This is a genomic window from Mycobacterium sp. SM1 (genome assembly GCF_018361265.1).
GTDB lineage: Bacteria > Actinomycetota > Actinomycetes > Mycobacteriales > Mycobacteriaceae > Mycobacterium.
On the sequence record NZ_JAFLNH010000001.1, the window covers coordinates 1,486,749 to 1,504,247 of the forward strand.

Annotated in this window: 17 protein-coding genes, 1 tRNA gene and 1 pseudogene; 2 read left to right on the forward strand and 17 right to left on the reverse strand. The window is 65.8% G+C overall.

The features are described 5' to 3' along the window. Positions 1–7: 7 nt before the first annotated feature. From MSM1_RS06815 to MSM1_RS06860, 10 genes are all read right to left on the reverse strand, one after another. Complete coding sequence (locus MSM1_RS06815; RefSeq protein WP_213440771.1) at positions 8–844, reverse strand: ESX secretion-associated protein EspG; 837 nt, start codon at positions 842–844, stop codon at positions 8–10. 71 nt (positions 845–915) lie between these two features. After that, positions 916–1,206 (reverse strand): hypothetical protein, encoded by a 291-nt coding sequence (locus MSM1_RS06820; protein WP_213440772.1) that lies wholly within the window; start codon positions 1,204–1,206, stop codon positions 916–918. A 55-nt stretch (positions 1,207–1,261) separates the two neighbouring features. Then, a complete protein-coding gene (locus tag MSM1_RS06825; RefSeq protein ID WP_213440773.1) occupies positions 1,262–1,591 on the reverse strand; it encodes a hypothetical protein in 330 nt (109 codons plus the stop codon). A 191-nt stretch (positions 1,592–1,782) separates the two neighbouring features. Continuing rightward, positions 1,783–2,997 carry a PPE domain-containing protein gene (locus MSM1_RS06830; protein ID WP_213440774.1) on the reverse strand — a complete coding sequence of 405 codons (1,215 nt, stop codon included), beginning with the start codon at positions 2,995–2,997 and terminating at the stop codon, positions 1,783–1,785. Positions 2,998–3,006: 9 nt separating this feature from the next. Then, positions 3,007–3,318, reverse strand: a complete 312-nt coding sequence (locus tag MSM1_RS06835; protein WP_213440775.1) for a PE family protein — start codon at positions 3,316–3,318, stop codon at positions 3,007–3,009. 145 nt (positions 3,319–3,463) lie between these two features. Further along, complete coding sequence (gene eccCa, locus MSM1_RS06840) at positions 3,464–7,549, reverse strand: type VII secretion protein EccCa (RefSeq protein ID WP_213440776.1); 4,086 nt, start codon at positions 7,547–7,549, stop codon at positions 3,464–3,466. A 2-nt stretch (positions 7,550–7,551) separates the two neighbouring features. Beyond that, positions 7,552–9,045 (reverse strand): type VII secretion protein EccB, encoded by a 1,494-nt coding sequence (eccB, locus tag MSM1_RS06845; protein WP_213440777.1) that lies wholly within the window; start codon positions 9,043–9,045, stop codon positions 7,552–7,554. Between the two features lie 2 nt (positions 9,046–9,047). Further along, positions 9,048–9,980 carry a transglycosylase gene (locus MSM1_RS06850; RefSeq protein WP_213440778.1) on the reverse strand — a complete coding sequence of 311 codons (933 nt, stop codon included), beginning with the start codon at positions 9,978–9,980 and terminating at the stop codon, positions 9,048–9,050. Beyond that, on the reverse strand, positions 9,980–10,297 hold the full coding sequence (locus tag MSM1_RS06855) for a DUF2710 family protein (RefSeq protein ID WP_213440779.1): 318 nt from the start codon (positions 10,295–10,297) through the stop codon (positions 9,980–9,982). The genes MSM1_RS06850 and MSM1_RS06855 overlap by 1 nt, the downstream gene beginning before the upstream one ends. Positions 10,298–10,328: 31 nt before the next feature. Beyond that, positions 10,329–11,873 (reverse strand): DUF5631 domain-containing protein, encoded by a 1,545-nt coding sequence (locus tag MSM1_RS06860; RefSeq protein ID WP_213440780.1) that lies wholly within the window; start codon positions 11,871–11,873, stop codon positions 10,329–10,331. A 172-nt stretch (positions 11,874–12,045) separates the two neighbouring features. Here MSM1_RS06860 and MSM1_RS06865 point away from each other — a divergent pair, with 172 nt between their 5' ends. Further along, positions 12,046–12,189, forward strand: coding sequence for a hypothetical protein (locus tag MSM1_RS06865; RefSeq protein ID WP_213440781.1), 144 nt, complete (start codon positions 12,046–12,048; stop codon positions 12,187–12,189). 51 nt (positions 12,190–12,240) lie between these two features. Here the strand turns inward: MSM1_RS06865 and MSM1_RS06870 are convergent, their stop codons facing one another. The 6 genes and pseudogenes from MSM1_RS06870 to MSM1_RS06895 form a co-directional block, all read right to left on the reverse strand. Beyond that, positions 12,241–12,552 (reverse strand): DUF2694 family protein, encoded by a 312-nt coding sequence (locus MSM1_RS06870; protein ID WP_213440782.1) that lies wholly within the window; start codon positions 12,550–12,552, stop codon positions 12,241–12,243. Then, entirely contained in the window at positions 12,549–12,866 is a 318-nt protein-coding gene (locus MSM1_RS06875; RefSeq protein WP_213440783.1) for an ESX-1 secretion-associated protein, read from the reverse strand. The genes MSM1_RS06870 and MSM1_RS06875 overlap by 4 nt, the downstream gene beginning before the upstream one ends. A gap of 59 nt (positions 12,867–12,925) precedes the next feature. Beyond that, positions 12,926–14,423: pseudogene (locus MSM1_RS06880) on the reverse strand (DUF4226 domain-containing protein). A 135-nt stretch (positions 14,424–14,558) separates the two neighbouring features. Next, the gene (locus MSM1_RS06885; RefSeq protein ID WP_213440784.1) at positions 14,559–14,924 is read right to left on the reverse strand and encodes a DUF4226 domain-containing protein; all 366 of its coding nucleotides are present in this window, start codon (positions 14,922–14,924) and stop codon (positions 14,559–14,561) included. A gap of 51 nt (positions 14,925–14,975) precedes the next feature. Further along, positions 14,976–15,809, reverse strand: coding sequence for a C40 family peptidase (locus MSM1_RS06890; protein WP_213440785.1), 834 nt, complete (start codon positions 15,807–15,809; stop codon positions 14,976–14,978). Further along, positions 15,806–16,600, reverse strand: a complete 795-nt coding sequence (locus MSM1_RS06895) for a helix-turn-helix domain-containing protein (RefSeq protein ID WP_213440786.1) — start codon at positions 16,598–16,600, stop codon at positions 15,806–15,808. The genes MSM1_RS06890 and MSM1_RS06895 overlap by 4 nt, the downstream gene beginning before the upstream one ends. 144 nt (positions 16,601–16,744) lie before the next feature. Here MSM1_RS06895 and MSM1_RS06900 point away from each other — a divergent pair, with 144 nt between their 5' ends. Continuing rightward, a complete protein-coding gene (locus MSM1_RS06900) occupies positions 16,745–17,173 on the forward strand; it encodes a WhiB family transcriptional regulator (protein ID WP_213441527.1) in 429 nt (142 codons plus the stop codon). Positions 17,174–17,271: 98 nt separating this feature from the next. Here the strand turns inward: MSM1_RS06900 and MSM1_RS06905 are convergent. Further along, a tRNA-Leu gene (locus tag MSM1_RS06905) sits at positions 17,272–17,354 on the reverse strand. Positions 17,355–17,499 lie beyond the last annotated feature (145 nt).

Genomic DNA, 17,499 nt, shown 5'->3' on the forward strand with positions numbered 1-17,499 from the left:
CCTTCGCTTACACAACCTTTCGGTAGGAATACCATTCTTGACTCGCGGGCAGCCGCCGCATCAGCCGGTTGACCGCTTCGGCAATGCTGCTGGTTGTACCGGGCGAGATGACCATCCATCTCTTGCCGGCTGAGGAGAAGTGCTCGCCGACCAGCCGCCCCTCCGGGGTGTCGGCGATGGCCACCACACTGTGCTCGACGTGCGTGCGGATAGGCCGTCCGGTGTCGACCCCGGATTGGATCGCGACGATGAAGGCACGCGCTGTGCGGCGCATGTCGGCGGCCATCATGAGGATCTGCAGCTGATCACCGTCCAGCCGCTGGCGCAGCAACTGCTGCCGCAGCGTTTCCCGGTTGTCTACGCCCGCCATCACCTGGTCGACATCCACGGTCACCGGCTGTAGCGGCGCCGGCTCGAGGGTTCCGCACAGCCGCTCGATCTGCCGGATGACGACATCGTTCGCGGCGGATTCTGTGTTCGACGTGCCGGCCCCGCTGATGCGGACCAGATTTTCCGATCGCTCCATAACGACCCACCACTGGGCGAACCGCGCGAGCAGTGCTCTGGCCGGGTGCTGCCCCTCGTCGAGCCTCTGAACATAGATCAGCAGCGCGACATCGCGGCGCGCGAGCACCGTCAGCCACTCCACAACGGTGCTGTCGACGCGTCCCGACTCGTCGATCGCGCCCACGGCTCGCAGCTCGGCGGCGATCGGATGTGCCAGTGCCAGTTGCGGCGTCTCAACGCTCGGCAAAATGGGACGCAGCGCCAGCTCCGGGGCCAGCACCTCAATTCCGGTGAGGACCTGCAGCACCCACAGCCCATCAACGGTAGTGGTCAACACGCTTGTCCTCCAAGCCAGGACGCGGGGTGCACGTCCACACGTGCGCCCCGCGCCCCGGCTCCCTAGGAGACCTAAATGCTCAGACTTTGCGCAGCCGCGGCGTCGACGTCGTGGGCGCTGCCGAATGACGCGTTTACGGCGCTGCTGTGCCGCATAATGGTGTCGCCGATGTCGGACACCGCGCTGGTGAGTCGCCTGAGGCTATCCAGGTAGGCGTCCCCACCTTGACCGACAAGATTTTCGGACACCAACGCGGTGCCGGCTTGCATGAGGTCGTGGGCGTGCTGAGTAAGCATCGCGGCCTGCGAGGCCATGGCCTGAGATAAGTCCGCTCCGGCCGCGTAGTTGTATGAGATTTCCATCTGTTCTCCTGATCCGGGTAGGTCTCTGGGGTTTACATCACGTGAAGGAGGCGCACTACATCGACGACACCGGGCTACCGCCGGGGTGAACGGCAGCAAGGTCATGGCTCGAGTCGACTTGCTGAGCCAGATATTGCGCCTTGGCGTGGTTCAGTTGCTCATGCAGTTCCAGATTGGCCGCAAGGGCCTGATCAAGATCGTGTTTCACCTGGATGGCTGTCGCGTGCGACGTGACACAAGCTTGCCCGGACCAGCCGGCGTTGATGATGTTTTCGGAATGGGCTAGATACTGCCCGCCAAGCGCTTGTGCTTCTGCCAGAAGCGTGTCGGCCTTCTGGATCATCGCCTCCACCGCTTCGATTCCGACCTGCATATTTTGTGGCATTTGTGTTTTCCTCTCGTTGTTAGTCGTTGCTGGCGGCGCCCGGGCTTTTGGGGCATTGCCCAGAAGTGTATTGCCTTCGGGCTGGCTGTCACTTCAGTTGCTTAACCGGCTTGGGCATCACCACCTGACCCGTGAACTCGACGGACGGTAAAACCCCGGCCCGCCACGCGGAATCGTTGGAACCCTGCTCATTACGGGGAATCCTTACGGCTGCGATCGACGACGATGCGGGCGTGGGTCACCTTGCCCTTGTCCGCATCGGCGTTTTCCCGGCCCAGCATCCCGGCGGCTGCAGGTGAAACCGGCATCGCCGCCCCGCCGCCCACCGGGGCCGTGGCGGTCGGGCCCCGCACGTCGGCCGCGCTCAGCAAGCCGCCCGGCCGCAGCCCGCTGGGCCGCCCGCCCTCGGGCTCGAACGTGCTGGCGGGGCGGGTGAAGCTGGTCAAACCCGCGCCGGGGTAGCCAACACCGCCGGCAGCGCCGGCCGCGCCCGAACCCAGGCCGACCGCACCTCCGCCACCGGCCGCGATCGGCTCGGCCGCCGCGGCCACCGGCTCAACGGCCGCAGCAGTCCCCGGCTGCGACATCAATCCCGGGAACATGCCCATCAGGCTTTGCATCGGGCTGGACAGACTCTGCGACGCGCCCTGGAGCAATTGCGTGGGGCCCTGGCCGACAGAGTTCGCCAGCTCGGGCACGCTGGAGACCGCTTGCTGCAACGGCTGCAGGAACTGGCCCATCGCGTCCATCGGCGACGCTGTCGAGCCGGCGGTCTGTGCCGCCTCGGTCGGCAACGCCGGCAACCCACCCGCGTTGCTCGCCGCCGACTCGGCGACAGACTCGGCCGGGGCAGCTGCCGCGGCCGGCGACGCCCCCAGCGGGGTGATCGGGGGCGGTGTGCTGGTGATCGCGCCCATCAACGTGTTCAGCGTGCCGGCGTACATCAACCCGGCGCTCATGTTCTGAGGCCAGAAGCTCCCAAAATATTGCGTGTCATTTGCGATGATCGCCGGGGTATTGCAACCGCAGAAGTTCGTGGCGTGCAACGCAGCGGTCTCGTCGCGGTTGGCCTGACAGACGGCCGCGGGGATAACCGACGATCTGGCGATGGTGTTCGCTTCCACCGCGGCCTGCCCGATGGTGACGTGTTTCAAGCAGTGCGCCACCATCGGCGCCAGGCCGGCGAAGTTGAGTTCACTTCCCTTCAACGCGGAGGCGACACCGCCGAGGCCGACCCACTGCGACATGGTCGCCGCGATATTGGCCATCGACATCCCCATCGACAATTCGTGGCTGACCGCCTCGCTGAGCCAGGCCGCGACATTGGCGATCACGGTGGAGGGGTCACTGGCCTCGAGGAGCGCGGCAACGCTTTCGGGTGGACCGAACCACAGCGGGTCGGGCATATCGCCTCGCTACACGATCGACGACAGGTTGACGGCGCCGAGCAGCTCGTTCACCAGGTAGCTGATCGAGGAGAGGCCTTGCGCGCCGGCGTAGGCGCTCCGCTGCGCGACATGCTCGGCAACCGCGCCGAGGTAGGCGGTGCCCGCCCCGTTCAGGGCGGACGAGAAGGCCACGTCATCAGAGGTGGGCACCATGGGCACGGTGCCCGTGAGAGCGGCGGCTCCGGCCGCGTTGTTGGCCGCCATGCCGCCGCTGATCACCATCTCCGTGACCGACGACAAGTTGACAGCCTCCGGAACCACGCTGAGGAAACCTGTCACTTCAACTCCCCTATCTTGTGCGGCTGTCTTGCGCGGCTGAATCTTGCGCCGCCGACCACCGCTGCGGGCTCACCCGAGCCTACGACGCGCCCGCGCCAGCGGATGACACGAATTCTGCGGCAACCGGGGCGACCGCGCAATTCGGCTACTCGTACTTGTCGGGCGTGCCCACGAGCACCCCTTCGACGTCCCCGTCAGTGGTCACCAGCAATCCACGCCCCGGCGGCAGCTGCTGGGCGCTGACTCTGCCGTAGACCTTGACGGTCGCCGGGTCGTTGTCCATGAACAACATGGGTGAGCGCGACCCGGTCAGCTTCTGTATGAAGGGGTTCATCACCACCTGCGACGCCCAGTTGCCGGGCAGCCGCGAGGCGATGACGTGCAGGCCGACTTCACGGCTGCGCTCGATGAATAGCCACAGGGGGGCGGTTGCTGCGGGCTTTATGACCTGGTTGTGGGGGCGCAACTCATGCTCGTCATCGATCAGGACAAAGTGGCGGGGGCCTTCCCAGGGCTTCCGGTTCAGCAGCTCCTCTTGGCTCAGACCCGACGGCGGGAGGCGCTCCTGCAACAAGGCCGCCAACTCACCGATCACCGTGTCGATGTCATCGGCGGTGTACGCGTAAGCCCGCACGTGCGGGCCCCGGACCTTGCCGATGAGCGTGGTCTTCGGGTCGATGATGGTGATCTGCGCCTGCTCGGGACTGAATCGGTCGGTGATCGCCTGGCCGAAGGCCGCCAAGGTCGTCGTCTTCCCGCACAGCTGGCGGCCCATCACCAGCAGGTTTGGTGTTCTTCGGATCGACAGCGCCACCGGCTGCAACGCGCTTTCACCGATGGCGAACGGGATGTTCAACGGATCCGCTGCCTCGGCGGTGCCGTCGAAAGCCTCGGTGATCTGGCCCAGCGCCACCCGCTCGGGCAGCCGGGACAGGCGTTCCACCTTGCCGGTGCCGGTCACCTCGGAGATGAGGGTGCCGGCACGGCGGGTTCCGATTCGCTCGCCCGCGGCGCCGGTGATTTCGGGCACACCCACCAGCAGCTCGTATCCGTCCCGGGTCAGCCCGAAGCCGGGACGGTCCAGCGTGTTGCGTGCGGCTTTGCGCAACTCCGGCGAGGTGCCCATCTGCGACTCGTCAGGATTGCTCAGTCGCAGCTGGATCCGCGCGTTGGACACGGTGACCATGCCCTGCTTCTGCCCGGTGAACCAGGCGTTGGCACTGGTCATGACATGCACCCCGTAGGACAGTCCCTGACGGGCGATGGCGATCGCCCGGTCACCCATGCCGGGGTCTTTCTCGTAAAGATCCCCATAATTGTCGATCACCAGGAAAACATCGCCGAACTTGTCGTCGGGATCGGTTCCGCCTCCCCCCGCCGCCCCGAAGCGTCGTTCCCGGAACTCGGTGATATCGAGCTGATAGTGCTTAAACGACGCCTCCCGGGCGCGGATCAGCCCCTCGATCGTCGCGATCGTCCGCGACACGCCTTCGCCGTCGTTCAGGCTGACCACACCGGCGACATGGGGAAGATCTTCAATCGGATACAGCGACGCCCCGATGCAAAAGAACGTCACCCGCTCGGGACGATACATTAGTGCGGCAGAGGTCATCAACGTCATCAGGGTGGTGGACTTGCCGCGCTGCGCGGTGGCAACCACCATGATGTTGTCCATTTCGGCATCGATGACGTGCACCCGCTGCGCATGCTCTTCGGGAATGTCGACAATCCCGACCGGGAGAATCAGGCCCGGGTTCTGTCCGTAGTCGACATGCCAGGGCTTGCCCCTCCAGTACGCCACCAGCGCGTCAACTGGCTCGCTGACTTCCAGTGGGGGCAGCCAGATTTGATGCGGCAATCGAGCCGGATTCGCCACGAGCGACTCGCGGATGACATCCAGGATCTTCTTCTTTTTGAAGCCGTCGGGGTGAAACAGGAATTCGTCGGGTTCCTCGGGTTCATCGGCGACTGCTAAAGCCGCGGTGTCCTCGGGGCTGAGCGGCTGGTACTCCCAGGTGAGCGGCCGTGGTTGCGAGAAGCTCACATCGACCGTCGTGTCGATGTTCGCGCTCTTCTTCGGCAACACGAACGGTGCCGAGAGATAAAAGCAGCGGAACGGCTCGAGGTCGCGCGGGCCGACCTTCAGCAGCGCATACCCGTTCTCCTTCGACGGCAGGTGCAGCGCAGCGTCGCTACCAATCACGTCGCGGGAATCCTCGGCCGTCTCCGCGCGCAGCGCGACCCGGAACGCGATGTTGCTCTTGACCTTGCTCAGCGACGACAGATCGAGGCGCTGACCGCCAAGCGTGAAGAACACATTGCAGCCGCGGCCTTCCTGACCGATGTGGATGACCAGCTGAACCCACTCGGGGTGATGATGGAACAGCTCCAGGTACTCGTCGATGATGACCAGCAGGATGGGAACGGGTTCCAGATCCCGGCCAGCCAGGCGCATCTCTTCGTACTCATTGGCATCACGCGCACCGGCCTCCTTGAAAAGTCGGTAACGCCTAGCAATTTCGCCATTAATCGCTTTGCGCATCCGGTCGGCTAGGTGCCGATCGTCCTTGCCCAGATTGGACAGCGAGCCCGCGACGTGAGGCAAGCCTTCAAGGTCCTGGGCGGCGGATTCGAACTTCATGTCGACGAAGATGACGATGAACGTTTCCGGTGAGTGCGTCAGCGCGATCCCGTTACACATCGACAAGAAGAACTCCGATTTCCCGGAGCCCGAGGTGCCAATCACCACCGAGTGGAAACCGTAGCCACCGAAGTCTTTTGCCCGGAAGATGATGTACTGCAGTTCCCCGCTCGGCTTCACTCCGACCGGGACCATCGCCCATCTCGGATCCCCGCGCCCGCGACTTTCGGCCCACAGCCGGTCGACATCCAGATGGCGCGGGTCGATGATGCCCAGCGCCCGTAGCAATTCACCGGCCTGGCTGTCGGTCTCGGAAAGCTCGCCGGCGCTCACCGGATGCCACCGCGCCAGCGCCCGCGCATACCGGTTCGCGGTGCTTTCGGCAAGCATATCGGCTACCGCGTAAAACGCGCCACGGTGATAGAGCCGGCCTTCACGGAGCTGGAATCGTTCGTCCTCGTCGGTGAACCCGACGCCGACACCGGGCCGTGTTGCCAGTCGCAGCACCGTGATTCCCGCCATCCCTTTTTGGCCGGTGACACCTTCCCACTGCTCGGGAGTTCCGACGTTGTCGTCGACGACCACCCAGTGCGGGCCCAGCGACAAACCCGGCGACTCCATCGCCGACGGCATCGATGTCGGGCTGGCGCCGACCGGTGGTGTCCATGGACCGCGGCCCTTGCGGTGCAACTCGGGGTCAAGGGCTTCCTCCAGCTCGGCCGGGGAAGCGAATACCAGCCGGCGCAGTCCGCAGGCGTCGAACATCTCGTCGTGCTGGTTGTGCGGCAGCCACACCAGCCAGGCCCATTGCTCGGGGTGGCGAGTCACCACCATGAGCTTGAGGTCATTGGGACTGTGATAAACGGCAAGCGAGCACAGGATCGCCCGTGCGAGGCTGCGCAGCTCGTGGGTGTCCTCACCGATGAGACTGAATCCGGGTTTGGACCGCAGGCTCAAGATCTTGCCTATTCCGCGGATTTTGCTTTGCTCGAGGATGAAATCCCTGAGCGCGCCGCCGGTGACCGGCTCCAGCTCTTCTCCGATCGGAACCTCCGGCCACTGCAGTGAAATCGCGGTATCGCTGGTTTCCTGGATGCCGATTCCGAGGCGAGCATCTAAAAAATCGGGGTCACCGGGGCGGCGCTCCCACATCCGCGGCCCGCCGATCACCGTATCCAGCCGCTGCGGGTCGGCGTGCACGAACAGCTGGCTGCGCCGCTGCTCCTGGGCGGCGCGCTGCACCTCGTCACGGTCCTCATCGAGTTTGCGCAGATAGGCCCGCCGCTGCCTTTCTTGCTCACCCCAACTGATTCGGCGCCCGCGCCCGAAGCGTCCACTGAACATCAGCGCGCCGAAGCCGAACAAGCCCATCATCGGGAAAAACCCCGATTGCAGGGATCTGACCCCGGAGGTGTACATCACCACCAGGGTGCCGATAATCCCAACCAGCAGGGCGGGGACCGCGATCATCATCAGGATGTTGCGGGGCTCGCGTTCCGGCAGCGCCAGCGGGGGAGCGACCGCCACTCGCACCGGCGGAACCGCCGGCGGTGGTTTACGGGCCCCTCGGACGAAGCCGCGTTTGGACATGCCTAACCTCCTGCTTGCTGACTAGCTTCGGGGATGGGCGCCACCGCGCCGCTCCCGGCGATGGTGTCGCGGGCCAACAGGGCACTGTCGCGGCTGATCGCCGGGCCGGGGGCGAACGTCCGCACGATCGGCCACGGTGCCTGCACGGCTGTGCGTGAATCCAGGCCGAGCGCCTGCAAAGTCCGTGAGTCCGCTTGAATCCCGTAGCGAACCCCCTGCGGTGAAAGCCAATACAGGCTTTCGCGGCTATCGGACGTCACAACCCCGCTTGTCGTCGCGACCAAGTTCGCCGCACCCGGAAGCAGCAATGTCTGGTCAGCCTCAACCGAATTCGGATCGCGGTCGTCGCGAACTAGATGTACCAGGTGGGAATCCATGCCGATCGGAACCGGCAGGCCCCGGCCGCTGAAGATGGTGAGCGTGGCCTGGGGATCGCTGGACTGTTTCTGCCAGGCCACGCATGTCACCGGGTTAGCCGATGTGTCAACGAAATCGAACTTTCCCGACGGGTAGTAGTCGACGTTTAGCACGTCGACCACCGGGATATGAACCAGTTTGTCCGGTGTCACCAGGATGGGCGTGACGGAGCCCTGTGAGTTCGCGGTGCGCAGCAAGTCTGCGACAAAGCTGCTGATCTTCTGTACCCCGCCGGGCAATAGCGCATAAAAGCCGGTGACGGCACCGGTGGCGTCGCGGGTTTCCAGCACGCTGCCCACGGTGGCGCCCGGCAGCCACTGCGACGGTGTCCCCGCGTCCGGAATCGCAGGAACCACAAGAGGTTCGGTTGACGGCATGGCGTCGTAGAGAGCATTGGAAATTTCGATCGGGTAGGTGACGCCGGGGTCGAGCCCAAGATTGAAGGTGATCGATCGGTCGGTGGGGTCGATGCGGGATCGCTGCCCGCCCCAGATCACATACGTCGCACCTTGATGAGTCGCAAGGATCGCCTGTCGCGGCCCCAGCGGAGCCGCGCGCCCGGCCGGCGACAGCGCGCCGGCAATGGACGTCACCACCGGCGCCGCCGGTCTGCTCCTGCCGGCCGCGGTGTCGCACACCGACCACGCCGACACCGCGCTCGGAGTGACGGTGAGGCTATCCGGCACACCGGGAATGCCGATCATCGGCCCGGTCGGATATTTGGCGATCTCGCTAGGCTTGACCCAGGTAGGGGCGGCGGCGCTGCCCACCGCCAACCGCGCGGAGGTCAAGTTCAGCGCGGGGTAGAGCCGCCCGTTGATCTTGGCATAAACCGCGCCGGTGTCCCGGTTCCCGATGATCGCCGACTGGCCCACCAAACCGGCAGGCTTCCAGATGTGCAGCAGTGCCATCCAACCAACGCCGATAAGCACAAACACCACCGACAGCGCCACCGCGGCTTGTTGTTTGCGGTCATCGTGTTTCATCCGCACCGAAAAGCGCGTGATTGCGGCTCGCAGGCGGCGATTGTAGAACAGGTGTCCCGAATTCTGGTCTCTGTTGGAAAGATTGAGTGGCACGGTCAGTATCCTCTCGGCGGTCGACGCGCATCCGCCTGCTGCACCAGCGCGGCAAGGTTCTCGCCATCGCGGCTGACGCCGTAGCGATGCATCACATAGTTCATCGATGCGCAGATATTGGCGACCGGGTCGTAGATATTGGTCGAGGTGCCCGGGTGGTGGTAATGCGCGAAGGTGGCCGGAATGGTCTGCGTCAGGCCCCGCGCGAAGCCAAGACCACGCCCGTCGCGCTGGAGTGGCCCGGGTGCGGTGGCCGGCTCGGACGCGATGGCGAACGCCCGGTTGCCCGATTCCCGGGTGATCAGTGTCTCGTATCCCCGCAACCAGTTGCGCCGTGCCCCCGGCTCCGTGATTCCCAGGCGATCGAGGGCCACGGCGATGTGCTGCCCGACATGGCCAGGCGCAGAGGCCTTCTCGTATCGCACGGCATCCAGCGGGATGGCCCGGGCGGCCGACGGATGCGGTGCCCGCGCGATCCAGCGGTGCCGGTAGGCAAGCCGCCGTAACCGCCGGGCTAGCAGCCGGGAACGTCGCTGCGATTGCGCAATGCGCCGGCGCTGCGCCCGTAGGCGAGCGGCCATGCGTCGCGCTGCTTCACGCCAGCCCAGCGGGGTGTCTATCGCGGGCATGGAGTCAGCGTGAGCGTCGTCGAGAACCGCTCTCGTGGCGTCGCGTCCGAGCGTATGATCTGCGCGGGCGTCCGCCCACACCACGGCCAATTGGGTGTCGGTGCCGGCGGTTTCTCCCAGCTCGGCCGCTCCACGCAAAATCGCCGGCGCCGCGGCCCCGATCCCCCCGCGAGTGAGGGCGCGAACAAGCCGCTCGACGTGGCGGCGCACCTGTGGGTCATCAGCCAAGCCCACGCCGAGATGGCCGCCGTAGAGGTTGTGCCCGCGCGCCAGCAACTGCAGAGCGTGACGCAGGGGATCGGTCATCACCGCAGTTCTTCCCCGTAGCGTGCCAGGTTGTCGGCGTGCGCCTCTTCACGCAGCGCGGTGAGCGCCTGGTTCAATCGTTCCGCCAGCTCGCGGTGGGTGTAGCCGGTCATGACGTTCGGGTGCAACGTCAACTCGACTAGCCGGCCATCGGAGTTCGCGACCGCGTGGATGTCCCCCAGGTCCACGCTGTAGGTGATGCTCTCGGCTTGGGAGACAACAGCTTCCCACTTATCGGCGGCCTCGCTCAGGTCACGCAGTACCGACTCGACGAGATCCTTGTCACTTAACCCCGCGCGGCTGCCCGGCCCCGGCACGGTCACAGTATGTCGACCCCTGCGACCAGCGTCAATTCATGCCCGGGTCGCACTCCGGCACACCGATACCACGTAGGACCGGGTTGCCGGCGGCGCCATCAGCGCGGCCACGGTCGCGCCGGGCGCTCCAGTGACTGACCGGGGGAGTGCTCAGCACCTGGAACCAGGCGAAGTGGTAGTTCGCCGACACCCGATCGCCGGTCGCGATCCCTTCGGTGGCGGCCAGGAGCAGGCAGCTCAGTAGCTGCGCAGCATCGACATCAGGATACTGGGCCACCAGGTTGTATCGTGCGATCTCTAGGTGCACCCGCAACACCTGGACTTCGACATCGGCCACGCCCGTTCCGGCGGCACCCGCCCGAGCCAGGGTGTGGGCTATCCGCGGCAGGCCGTCACGCCACCGCGTGGCGTCACTGAGCAGCCAGCCCAGATCGTCGACGGGCGGGAGTTCCAGGGGTTGCAGCGAGGATTCGGTGTGGTCGGACTCGGCCGCCCAGCCTAACGAATCGCCCGGGGTGTAGGTCGCGGACAGCGTGGTCGGTCCGAGCAACGCGGTCACGTTGCCGCTGCGCCACCCCGGTTCCAGCAACTGCACCCCGGTGGGCAGCGCGATGCCCGGGGGCACCCACCCGTGGGCAACGTCGGTCAGCAGCACCGTGGTGCCGTCTTGGCGTTCCCCGACCGCCCAGCGCAGACCCGGCTCCTGGCGCGCAACAAATTCGAGGAGCCGCCGTAGCCTCTGGCGGTTGGATTCCGCCTCGGCCGGCGCCGGATCATGCCGCGTCGCTGCCGCTCGATCGCCGGCAGGCCCGCGATGTCGGCCGGTCAGGGGTTTTTCGCCGGTCACCGCGCCGGCGTCCGGAGCCTCCCCGGGCCGCCCGAGCGACACCGCCTCGGGTCGCCCGGCCCCCGCCATGGCCGCCGGGGCGGCCGTCGCCGTCCCGGTTGTCTCGATTAAATCCGGGTCTCGGGGCGGGGTTTCGGCCACCGGCTCGATCGGCGTGTCCGCTTTGTCGTCCCGGCCGACCCGCGCTGGCGCATCCCGAAACTCGCCGCCGCCATCCTGCCGCGGCTGTGGGGAGGCGCTCGACGTCTCATGGTTGCTTGGCGGCATGGCAATCGCGGCGGGCAGCCGTGAGGTGTCAACATCTGTTGTTTGTGATGCGCCAACATCTCTCGTGGTGAGATCGTCGACGAGGGCCGGATGCCCACCAGGTTCTTCTCGCGCCGCTATGCGAAGGTGACGAACCGTTGACTCGACTCGCCGAGCCGCATAGTCACGCGCAACCCGGATCACGTGAGCCTCCGCTGCCTGCCTGGCCGAATCGGCCATCCCCGCCAGCCTGAGGGCGTGGAGCTCCCGATTCGCCGAATTCACGATCCGCTGCAGGTCAGCTTTGAGATAGGCTGCGAGCGGGGCTGTTTCCGCGGTGACCAGTGACAGCTCGGTGGGCCAGAGTCCCCCGATCACCCAGGGGGTGCAGTCAACGGAGGAGCTGAACGCCGGAGTCCGCAACGATTCCCGGGCAGCCTTGCGCAGGCGCCCGCGCGCCGTCTTTCGGCCGAAGATCACCACTGGACAAGGGTACCGTCAACACGTCAGCGGTCAGCTCAGGTGTTTTCGGCACCCACCCCCTGCTTTCGGCTTTTGCTATCGGACTTGCATCCGGGGGCCGCATCCACACGTGATTACCTGGTGCAGGTGTCGGTGAATTGTGGGCGCGATGCGGCTCGGGTAGCGTAAGGATATGGCTGAGGCTGCGTTGCAGCAGCAATTGAATGAGGTACGCGCCCTGCTGACTCGTGCGCAAGGATTATTCGGCGCCAATCCCATCGAGCCACCGGCCGATATCGCGCCGGATCGCAGCGCCGCGCAAACTTGGGTGCGCTAGGCGCTAGGTTGCGCTGGGCGCTTGGTTGGGGCGGCTAGAGCCGGCTAGGGCCTAACCTGCTCGCCCTCGAGGGCGCAGTTCATGCGCCAATAGTTTCTCGATTGCCACATCGAGGTCACGGGGCGTCGGCACCTCCGCCGACGGGGTGTGTCCGGCCGCGACTATTTCACCGCGCACCTCCATCAGCGCCTTGAGGTACGACACATCCGCGGTCAGCAAGATTGCTTGGGCGAGCGTGTCCGCATCGGTGTCCATCGCCGCCTCGCTCAAGGCGAGGCTGTGGATATAGCCGCCGCGGCAGGAACGCACCAGGATGTGCCCGCTGGGGTGCACGGTGTCGAACGCGGGATTCGGGTCTGTCATCGCCCATCGTCGCGAAGACGTTCGAGCCTGCTCGCCGCCGCTGCCTCGTGCTGTTCCCACATGTCTGCCGAGGCCTCCAGGTTGTGAGCCATCGCCGCATGCGCGTCGGCTTGCAGCTCATAGCACTGCCGTCTTTGCTCGAGCAGATCTCGCCCGGCCTCTCGCAGCTCAGCGAAGATCGGCCCCAGCGAGTCCAAGCTGTCCTGGATCGCCGCGTGTGTCGACGGAATGGTCCGTAAGTAGTCCGACACCTCGCGATGATGGCGGGCGGCTTCCCGCAGGTTCGCGGGCACCACGTGGACCTGGTCGGTCATTGTGCGTCTCCTCGTGTTCTGCCGCCGGTGCGGGTCGGCATCTTTCTCAACTCGTGTTCCTACACCGATGTGGCGCTCGTGACCGCCGGGCGGGTAGGCGTCGGGGCGTCGATTCCGGCCGGTGGGGCCACCGCTGGTGACGGTGGATGCTCCCAGCCTAGAAAGGCTGGGCCCTTGACGGCGGCGATGTGCTGAATCTGGCCGTTGAGCAGGACCTTGCTATTGCCGAGGGCAAGCGCGTGGCGATCGGTGTAGATACCGATGTCCCCGGGGGTGAGCTTTGCCGGGTCGACCGGGTCGACGACCGCGGTTCCCGGGGGCGGGATGGTGATGCCCTGCTGGTGGAATGCATCGGCGATGGGAATGCCGCTCGCCGCGGCCTTGATCGCCGCGGCGAGTTGCGGGCTGGCGGCGGTGACGGTGTCGCCGTCGGGCAACGTCACCGTGGTAGGCCCTGTCGCCGACGGCTCCGGCAGCCCCCGCGACTGTGCCGCGGCGTCACCATCTGTCGAGTTGTCGTCGGCTCCCTCGGGCGCCGGCTCGGCCGCCGGGTCCTCCGGCTCCGCCAGGGTGTCACCGACTGCCTTCGGTGAGCGGTCATTCCCGGTGCCCAACGGCCCGGTAAACGGAACCCCGCCCGGCGCGCCCCAAGCCGGCGCCGCACTCGGCGGCGCCACCCCGCTCGGCATCATGCCCCCACCAAAGCCGGGAATGCTCGGCGTCGCCGGCATCATCGACGCCGACGGCGACGGAAGCTGGGCCTGCGGGTCGGGCAGCAGCAAACCGGGGTCGTCTGCGGCCAGCGGGTCGGAGTCCAATTCTGATCCAGCGTCTGGCGGTGCCGGAAATCCGGTGCTGCGTGGCGGTGAAGCTGTGGCTGAAACCGGGGCCGGCGGGATGTCGGATGCAATGCCCTGGTGTGTCTTCGAAGCGTTGTACAGCGACGTCCATGCGGCCATCAATGCCGACTCGGACGTGTCATCGAGGCTGGCCCTCGCCACCACGGCACGCATGTCTCGGAGCTTGCCCGCCAAAAACCGCTGAAAATCCCGGGCTCCGGCGGGGGTGTCCAGGTCGGTCCGGGTTCGCACCGCCGTTTCGATGTCGTGCTGCAGATTGCTCAGCGCTTCGCTGCCCGCGATGGTTTTCAGATGGGCATTCAGGATTGCCGTGATCACCTGAAGGTCGAGTTGAGCAGTCGCCGAGTTCTGGTGCGCTAGCGCAGCTTCTGCATCTCTTATTGCCTCGGCGGCCTGGCCTTCTTGCCGATCGGGGGGAGGCGCATCCGCCGGCGGCATAGCTGACGCCGCTCCGGGTTTCGTCGCGGGGTAAATCATCGCGCCGACCGGATAAAACGATCCGGGATGCTCTCGACGGGCTTTAGCGAGCGATGTATCGATAGCATCGACGGGTATGTCTCTGCCGCAACGATAACGGTGGCAATAGTGGCAATGTCAGCACCCTCATAGGGGTCAGGGTGATCGGTCGCGCTATCGGGTCGGTCGGGCAGAACTTGACACGTTCGACCACCGCGAGCACATCGGTAACCGTTGCCATCGCCTAACCAGACGCCCGTGCGCCCAAAGACCAACGGTGTCGCGGCCCCTTCCATCCCGGGGACAGTACTCAGCCCCCTGGGCGCCGACAATTCACCTCGATCGATTGGCGCCGAGCCGCATCGCTCTCTGCTCGTCAGCTGCCCATGGGCGTGGCATACTGCGACCGCAAAGCCTTCAATACCGTCTGTGCCTGCATGTCGACCTGGTGAGCATGTGACACCACGGCGATGATCTCGCGTTGTTTGGCTATCAGGAACCTCCGGAACTCACGCGCGCCTATCGGGGTGTTGACCGCGAGGGCGGCCTGGTTGCGCACGGCGTGGTCGATCTCGGCGGCGATTTCATCAAGACGGCCAGTGGCTTCCACAACCGTGGCATGCGCGGCGGCGAGCACGTCGGCCAGTGCCCGGTCGGCCTCCGCTGCGACCCCGCGCTGGCGCGCTAAGGCCGCCTGCCCGGCTTGCAGGGCAGCCGCCACCCGACCCGTCTGCTGTGTCATGCGATAAACCTACTGTTCCGGCCCGCAACTCGGGTGAAGTCTTCGATAAGCCTATAAAACAGGCCGCCGTATTTGGACGTTGTTCGCCACTGGGCTGACTCGGACCGCGGCACCGGCATAAGGCGCTTCGACGACCAGGTTGTTGCCAATGGCGATCTGCACGTGGCCCGGGTGGGGAAAGACCAGATCGCCGGGCCGCAGCTGGGAACGCGGAACCGGGATCCCGTCATGGATCTGTTGATAGGTGGTGCGGTCCAGGTGGATACCGGCCTGCGCGTAGCACCACTGCACCAACCCCGAACAGTCGAACCGGTCGGGTCCGGCCGCTCCCCAGACATAGGGGCGGCCCAATCGCGACAGCGCCGCCCGCACCGCAAGGCCGGCGCGGCCGGTCGATACCGGCAGCCGCGACCGGCTCAGGCCGGGACTGCGCCGGTGCGCCATCCAATACCGAAGAGTCCGCAGTGCCGCCTCATGCCGGCGCGCTCGCCGGCGCGCCGATAAGACATGGGCTCGTTGGGCACGCAGCCGCGCCACCCGGCGGCGCATCGCCTCTCGCGCCGCCATCGGGCCGTCGTACGCTGCGACGACATCGGCGCGAGCCTCGTCCAGAACGCTCTTGGTCAGGTGGCGGGCCCGGGCGTGATCGCGTCGGGCGTGCGCGATGACGTCGGCGACCACGGCGTCTGTCCAGGCGGCCGACTGCAGGGCTTCGCGAGCGCTCTGCACGGCGAGTTGGTAAGGTTCCCCACGGGCATTGATCCTCGCGGCCCGGTCCAGTAGGCCGTCGCAGTTCGCGGCGCCCGTGTCCAGCCCCGCGGGGGGTGTGCTGCCGGCGAAGAGCTGGTGGGCGCGGCTCAAGACCTCAAGTTCGCTTCGCATCACGGCAACCTTTCAGACTCGGTAGCGACCTGACCCGCCCGATCGTGATCAGCGGGATTAATCGCGTCAACGAAGGCCCGCACGCGCGGCAGGGCCCCGGGAGGAATCAGCCCCCGATTGCGGATCTCCCACATCTCCTCGACGGTGACCCCAAGCAGTGCAGCGATCACCGCTTCCGGTAGCAACGAACGCGCACAGGCATGCTCAAGTCGGGCACTCAAACTGGTGGGCATGCGCGCCAGCAGGGCTCTGCGGGTGGCTTCAAGGGACTGCAGGTGGTCCATCAGGCGAGTGGCCGAGCCGGCGTCGACGTTCACGGCCACCCGCCAGGAGTTGGCGGCCAGCATCTCGGCCTTCACGCACTGCGCGATCACAGACAGCATATACGTCTCGTATTCGTTTGATGTCACCGAGGGCAGTCGGTCGATGATCGAATTCAGGGCGTCAAGCTGTGCTTCGGCGTATCCCTCGAGCACCGCGGTGTCGCTGTGCCGGTCGACGACGATTGCTTCCTTCGGTCGTGGCGACCCCGCGGCCGGTGGTCTTGCTGCAAGCAATCGGTCCAGCTCGGCACGAGGGTCAGCCGCGACCACGAGCCTTGAGTAGGTGCCAGGTGGCAGGCCTAAACCGTTTTCGACTTTCTGAACTGTGCTTTTGTGCGGTTTGCGGATGCCGCGCTCCAGGTAGCTTAGCCCCATGGTGCTGACCCCGGTTGCAGCCGCAAAATCGGCCAGCGACCAGTCCCGTGACTCACGGAGCGCCCGGATGACCGCCCCTGCGGATTCGCGGCTCATCGTAGCACTCCGGCCATAATCTCGAATAGTACCTGCACTACAACATATATCAGAAGCTATATGTTTTTAGCCGAGCGTCTTGCCGTGTCTACACATAGTGTATATGCTTCCGTCAATGTTTCATCCTATGGGAGTGAGGACGCGATGGGGTACCCCTGCTCGGCCAACCCGGAGCTCTGGTTCGGTTACGCCGACGATGACGATGGCGACGGCGCTGCCAAGGCGCGCGTCTATGAACAGTCGGCCACCGAGGCGCGGCTGTTGTGCCTGCGCCGCTGCCCGTTGGCGCAGCAGCGCCTGTGTGCTCAGCACGCCGTCGACCACCGCGAGGAATATGGCGTCTGGGCCGGCGTCAAGCTTCCCGGCGGCCAGTACCGCAAGCGCGACCAACTGGCTCGCGCCCACGACATCCTGCGCCGTATCGCTGCGGGCGAAATCAACTCTCGTCAGTTACCGGAGAACGAATCCCTCCTCGCGCGGCGCGAACATGAGTCCGCTCCGGTAGCGGCGAGAGTGTTTCACCTACCGGCCTTGCGCTCAACCGCCCGCGTCGGCCCGATCCCGGCGGCATAGCTCACGTTATTATCCAAGACGGTGTCTCGACGCGGCCAAAATGCGCCGTCGGCATGGCAAATGCGAGCCGCGGCCCAAGTGCTCGCTCGTCGATGGGGTGGGCGAAGGGGGACTTGAACCCCCACGTCCCGAAGGACACTGGCACCTGAAGCCAGCGCGTCTGCCATTCCGCCACTCGCCCGACAGCCTGTCGAGGCTACCACTATAGCCAGGCTTTCCAGTGGCTTCCAAGCCCAGACGATGTCGGCTCGCATCCTCTGGGCAAATCCGAAACATAGCTGTTGAGCTGGGCTGATGGGATTCTGGGGAACACCGTGGGCCGCGCC

Excerpts from the sequence above, each read along its gene's own strand:
- MSM1_RS06885 (WP_213440784.1), bottom strand. The coding sequence starts at position 14,924 with ATGACACAGCAGACGGGTCGGGTGGCGGCTGCCCTGCAAGCCGGGCAG.
- MSM1_RS06825 (WP_213440773.1), bottom strand. The coding sequence starts at position 1,591 with ATGCCACAAAATATGCAGGTCGGAATCGAAGCGGTGGAGGCGATGATC.
- eccCa (WP_213440776.1), bottom strand. The coding sequence starts at position 7,549 with ATGTCCAAACGCGGCTTCGTCCGAGGGGCCCGTAAACCACCGCCGGCG.
- MSM1_RS06850 (WP_213440778.1), bottom strand. The coding sequence starts at position 9,980 with ATGACCGATCCCCTGCGTCACGCTCTGCAGTTGCTGGCGCGCGGGCAC.
- MSM1_RS06870 (WP_213440782.1), bottom strand. The coding sequence starts at position 12,552 with ATGACAGACCCGAATCCCGCGTTCGACACCGTGCACCCCAGCGGGCAC.
- MSM1_RS06895 (WP_213440786.1), bottom strand. The coding sequence starts at position 16,600 with ATGAGCCGCGAATCCGCAGGGGCGGTCATCCGGGCGCTCCGTGAGTCA.
- MSM1_RS06865 (WP_213440781.1), top strand. The coding sequence starts at position 12,046 with ATGGCTGAGGCTGCGTTGCAGCAGCAATTGAATGAGGTACGCGCCCTG.
- MSM1_RS06900 (WP_213441527.1), top strand. The coding sequence starts at position 16,745 with ATGGGGTACCCCTGCTCGGCCAACCCGGAGCTCTGGTTCGGTTACGCC.
- MSM1_RS06820 (WP_213440772.1), bottom strand. The coding sequence starts at position 1,206 with ATGGAAATCTCATACAACTACGCGGCCGGAGCGGACTTATCTCAGGCC.
- MSM1_RS06830 (WP_213440774.1), bottom strand. The coding sequence starts at position 2,997 with ATGCCCGACCCGCTGTGGTTCGGTCCACCCGAAAGCGTTGCCGCGCTC.
- MSM1_RS06875 (WP_213440783.1), bottom strand. The coding sequence starts at position 12,866 with ATGACCGACCAGGTCCACGTGGTGCCCGCGAACCTGCGGGAAGCCGCC.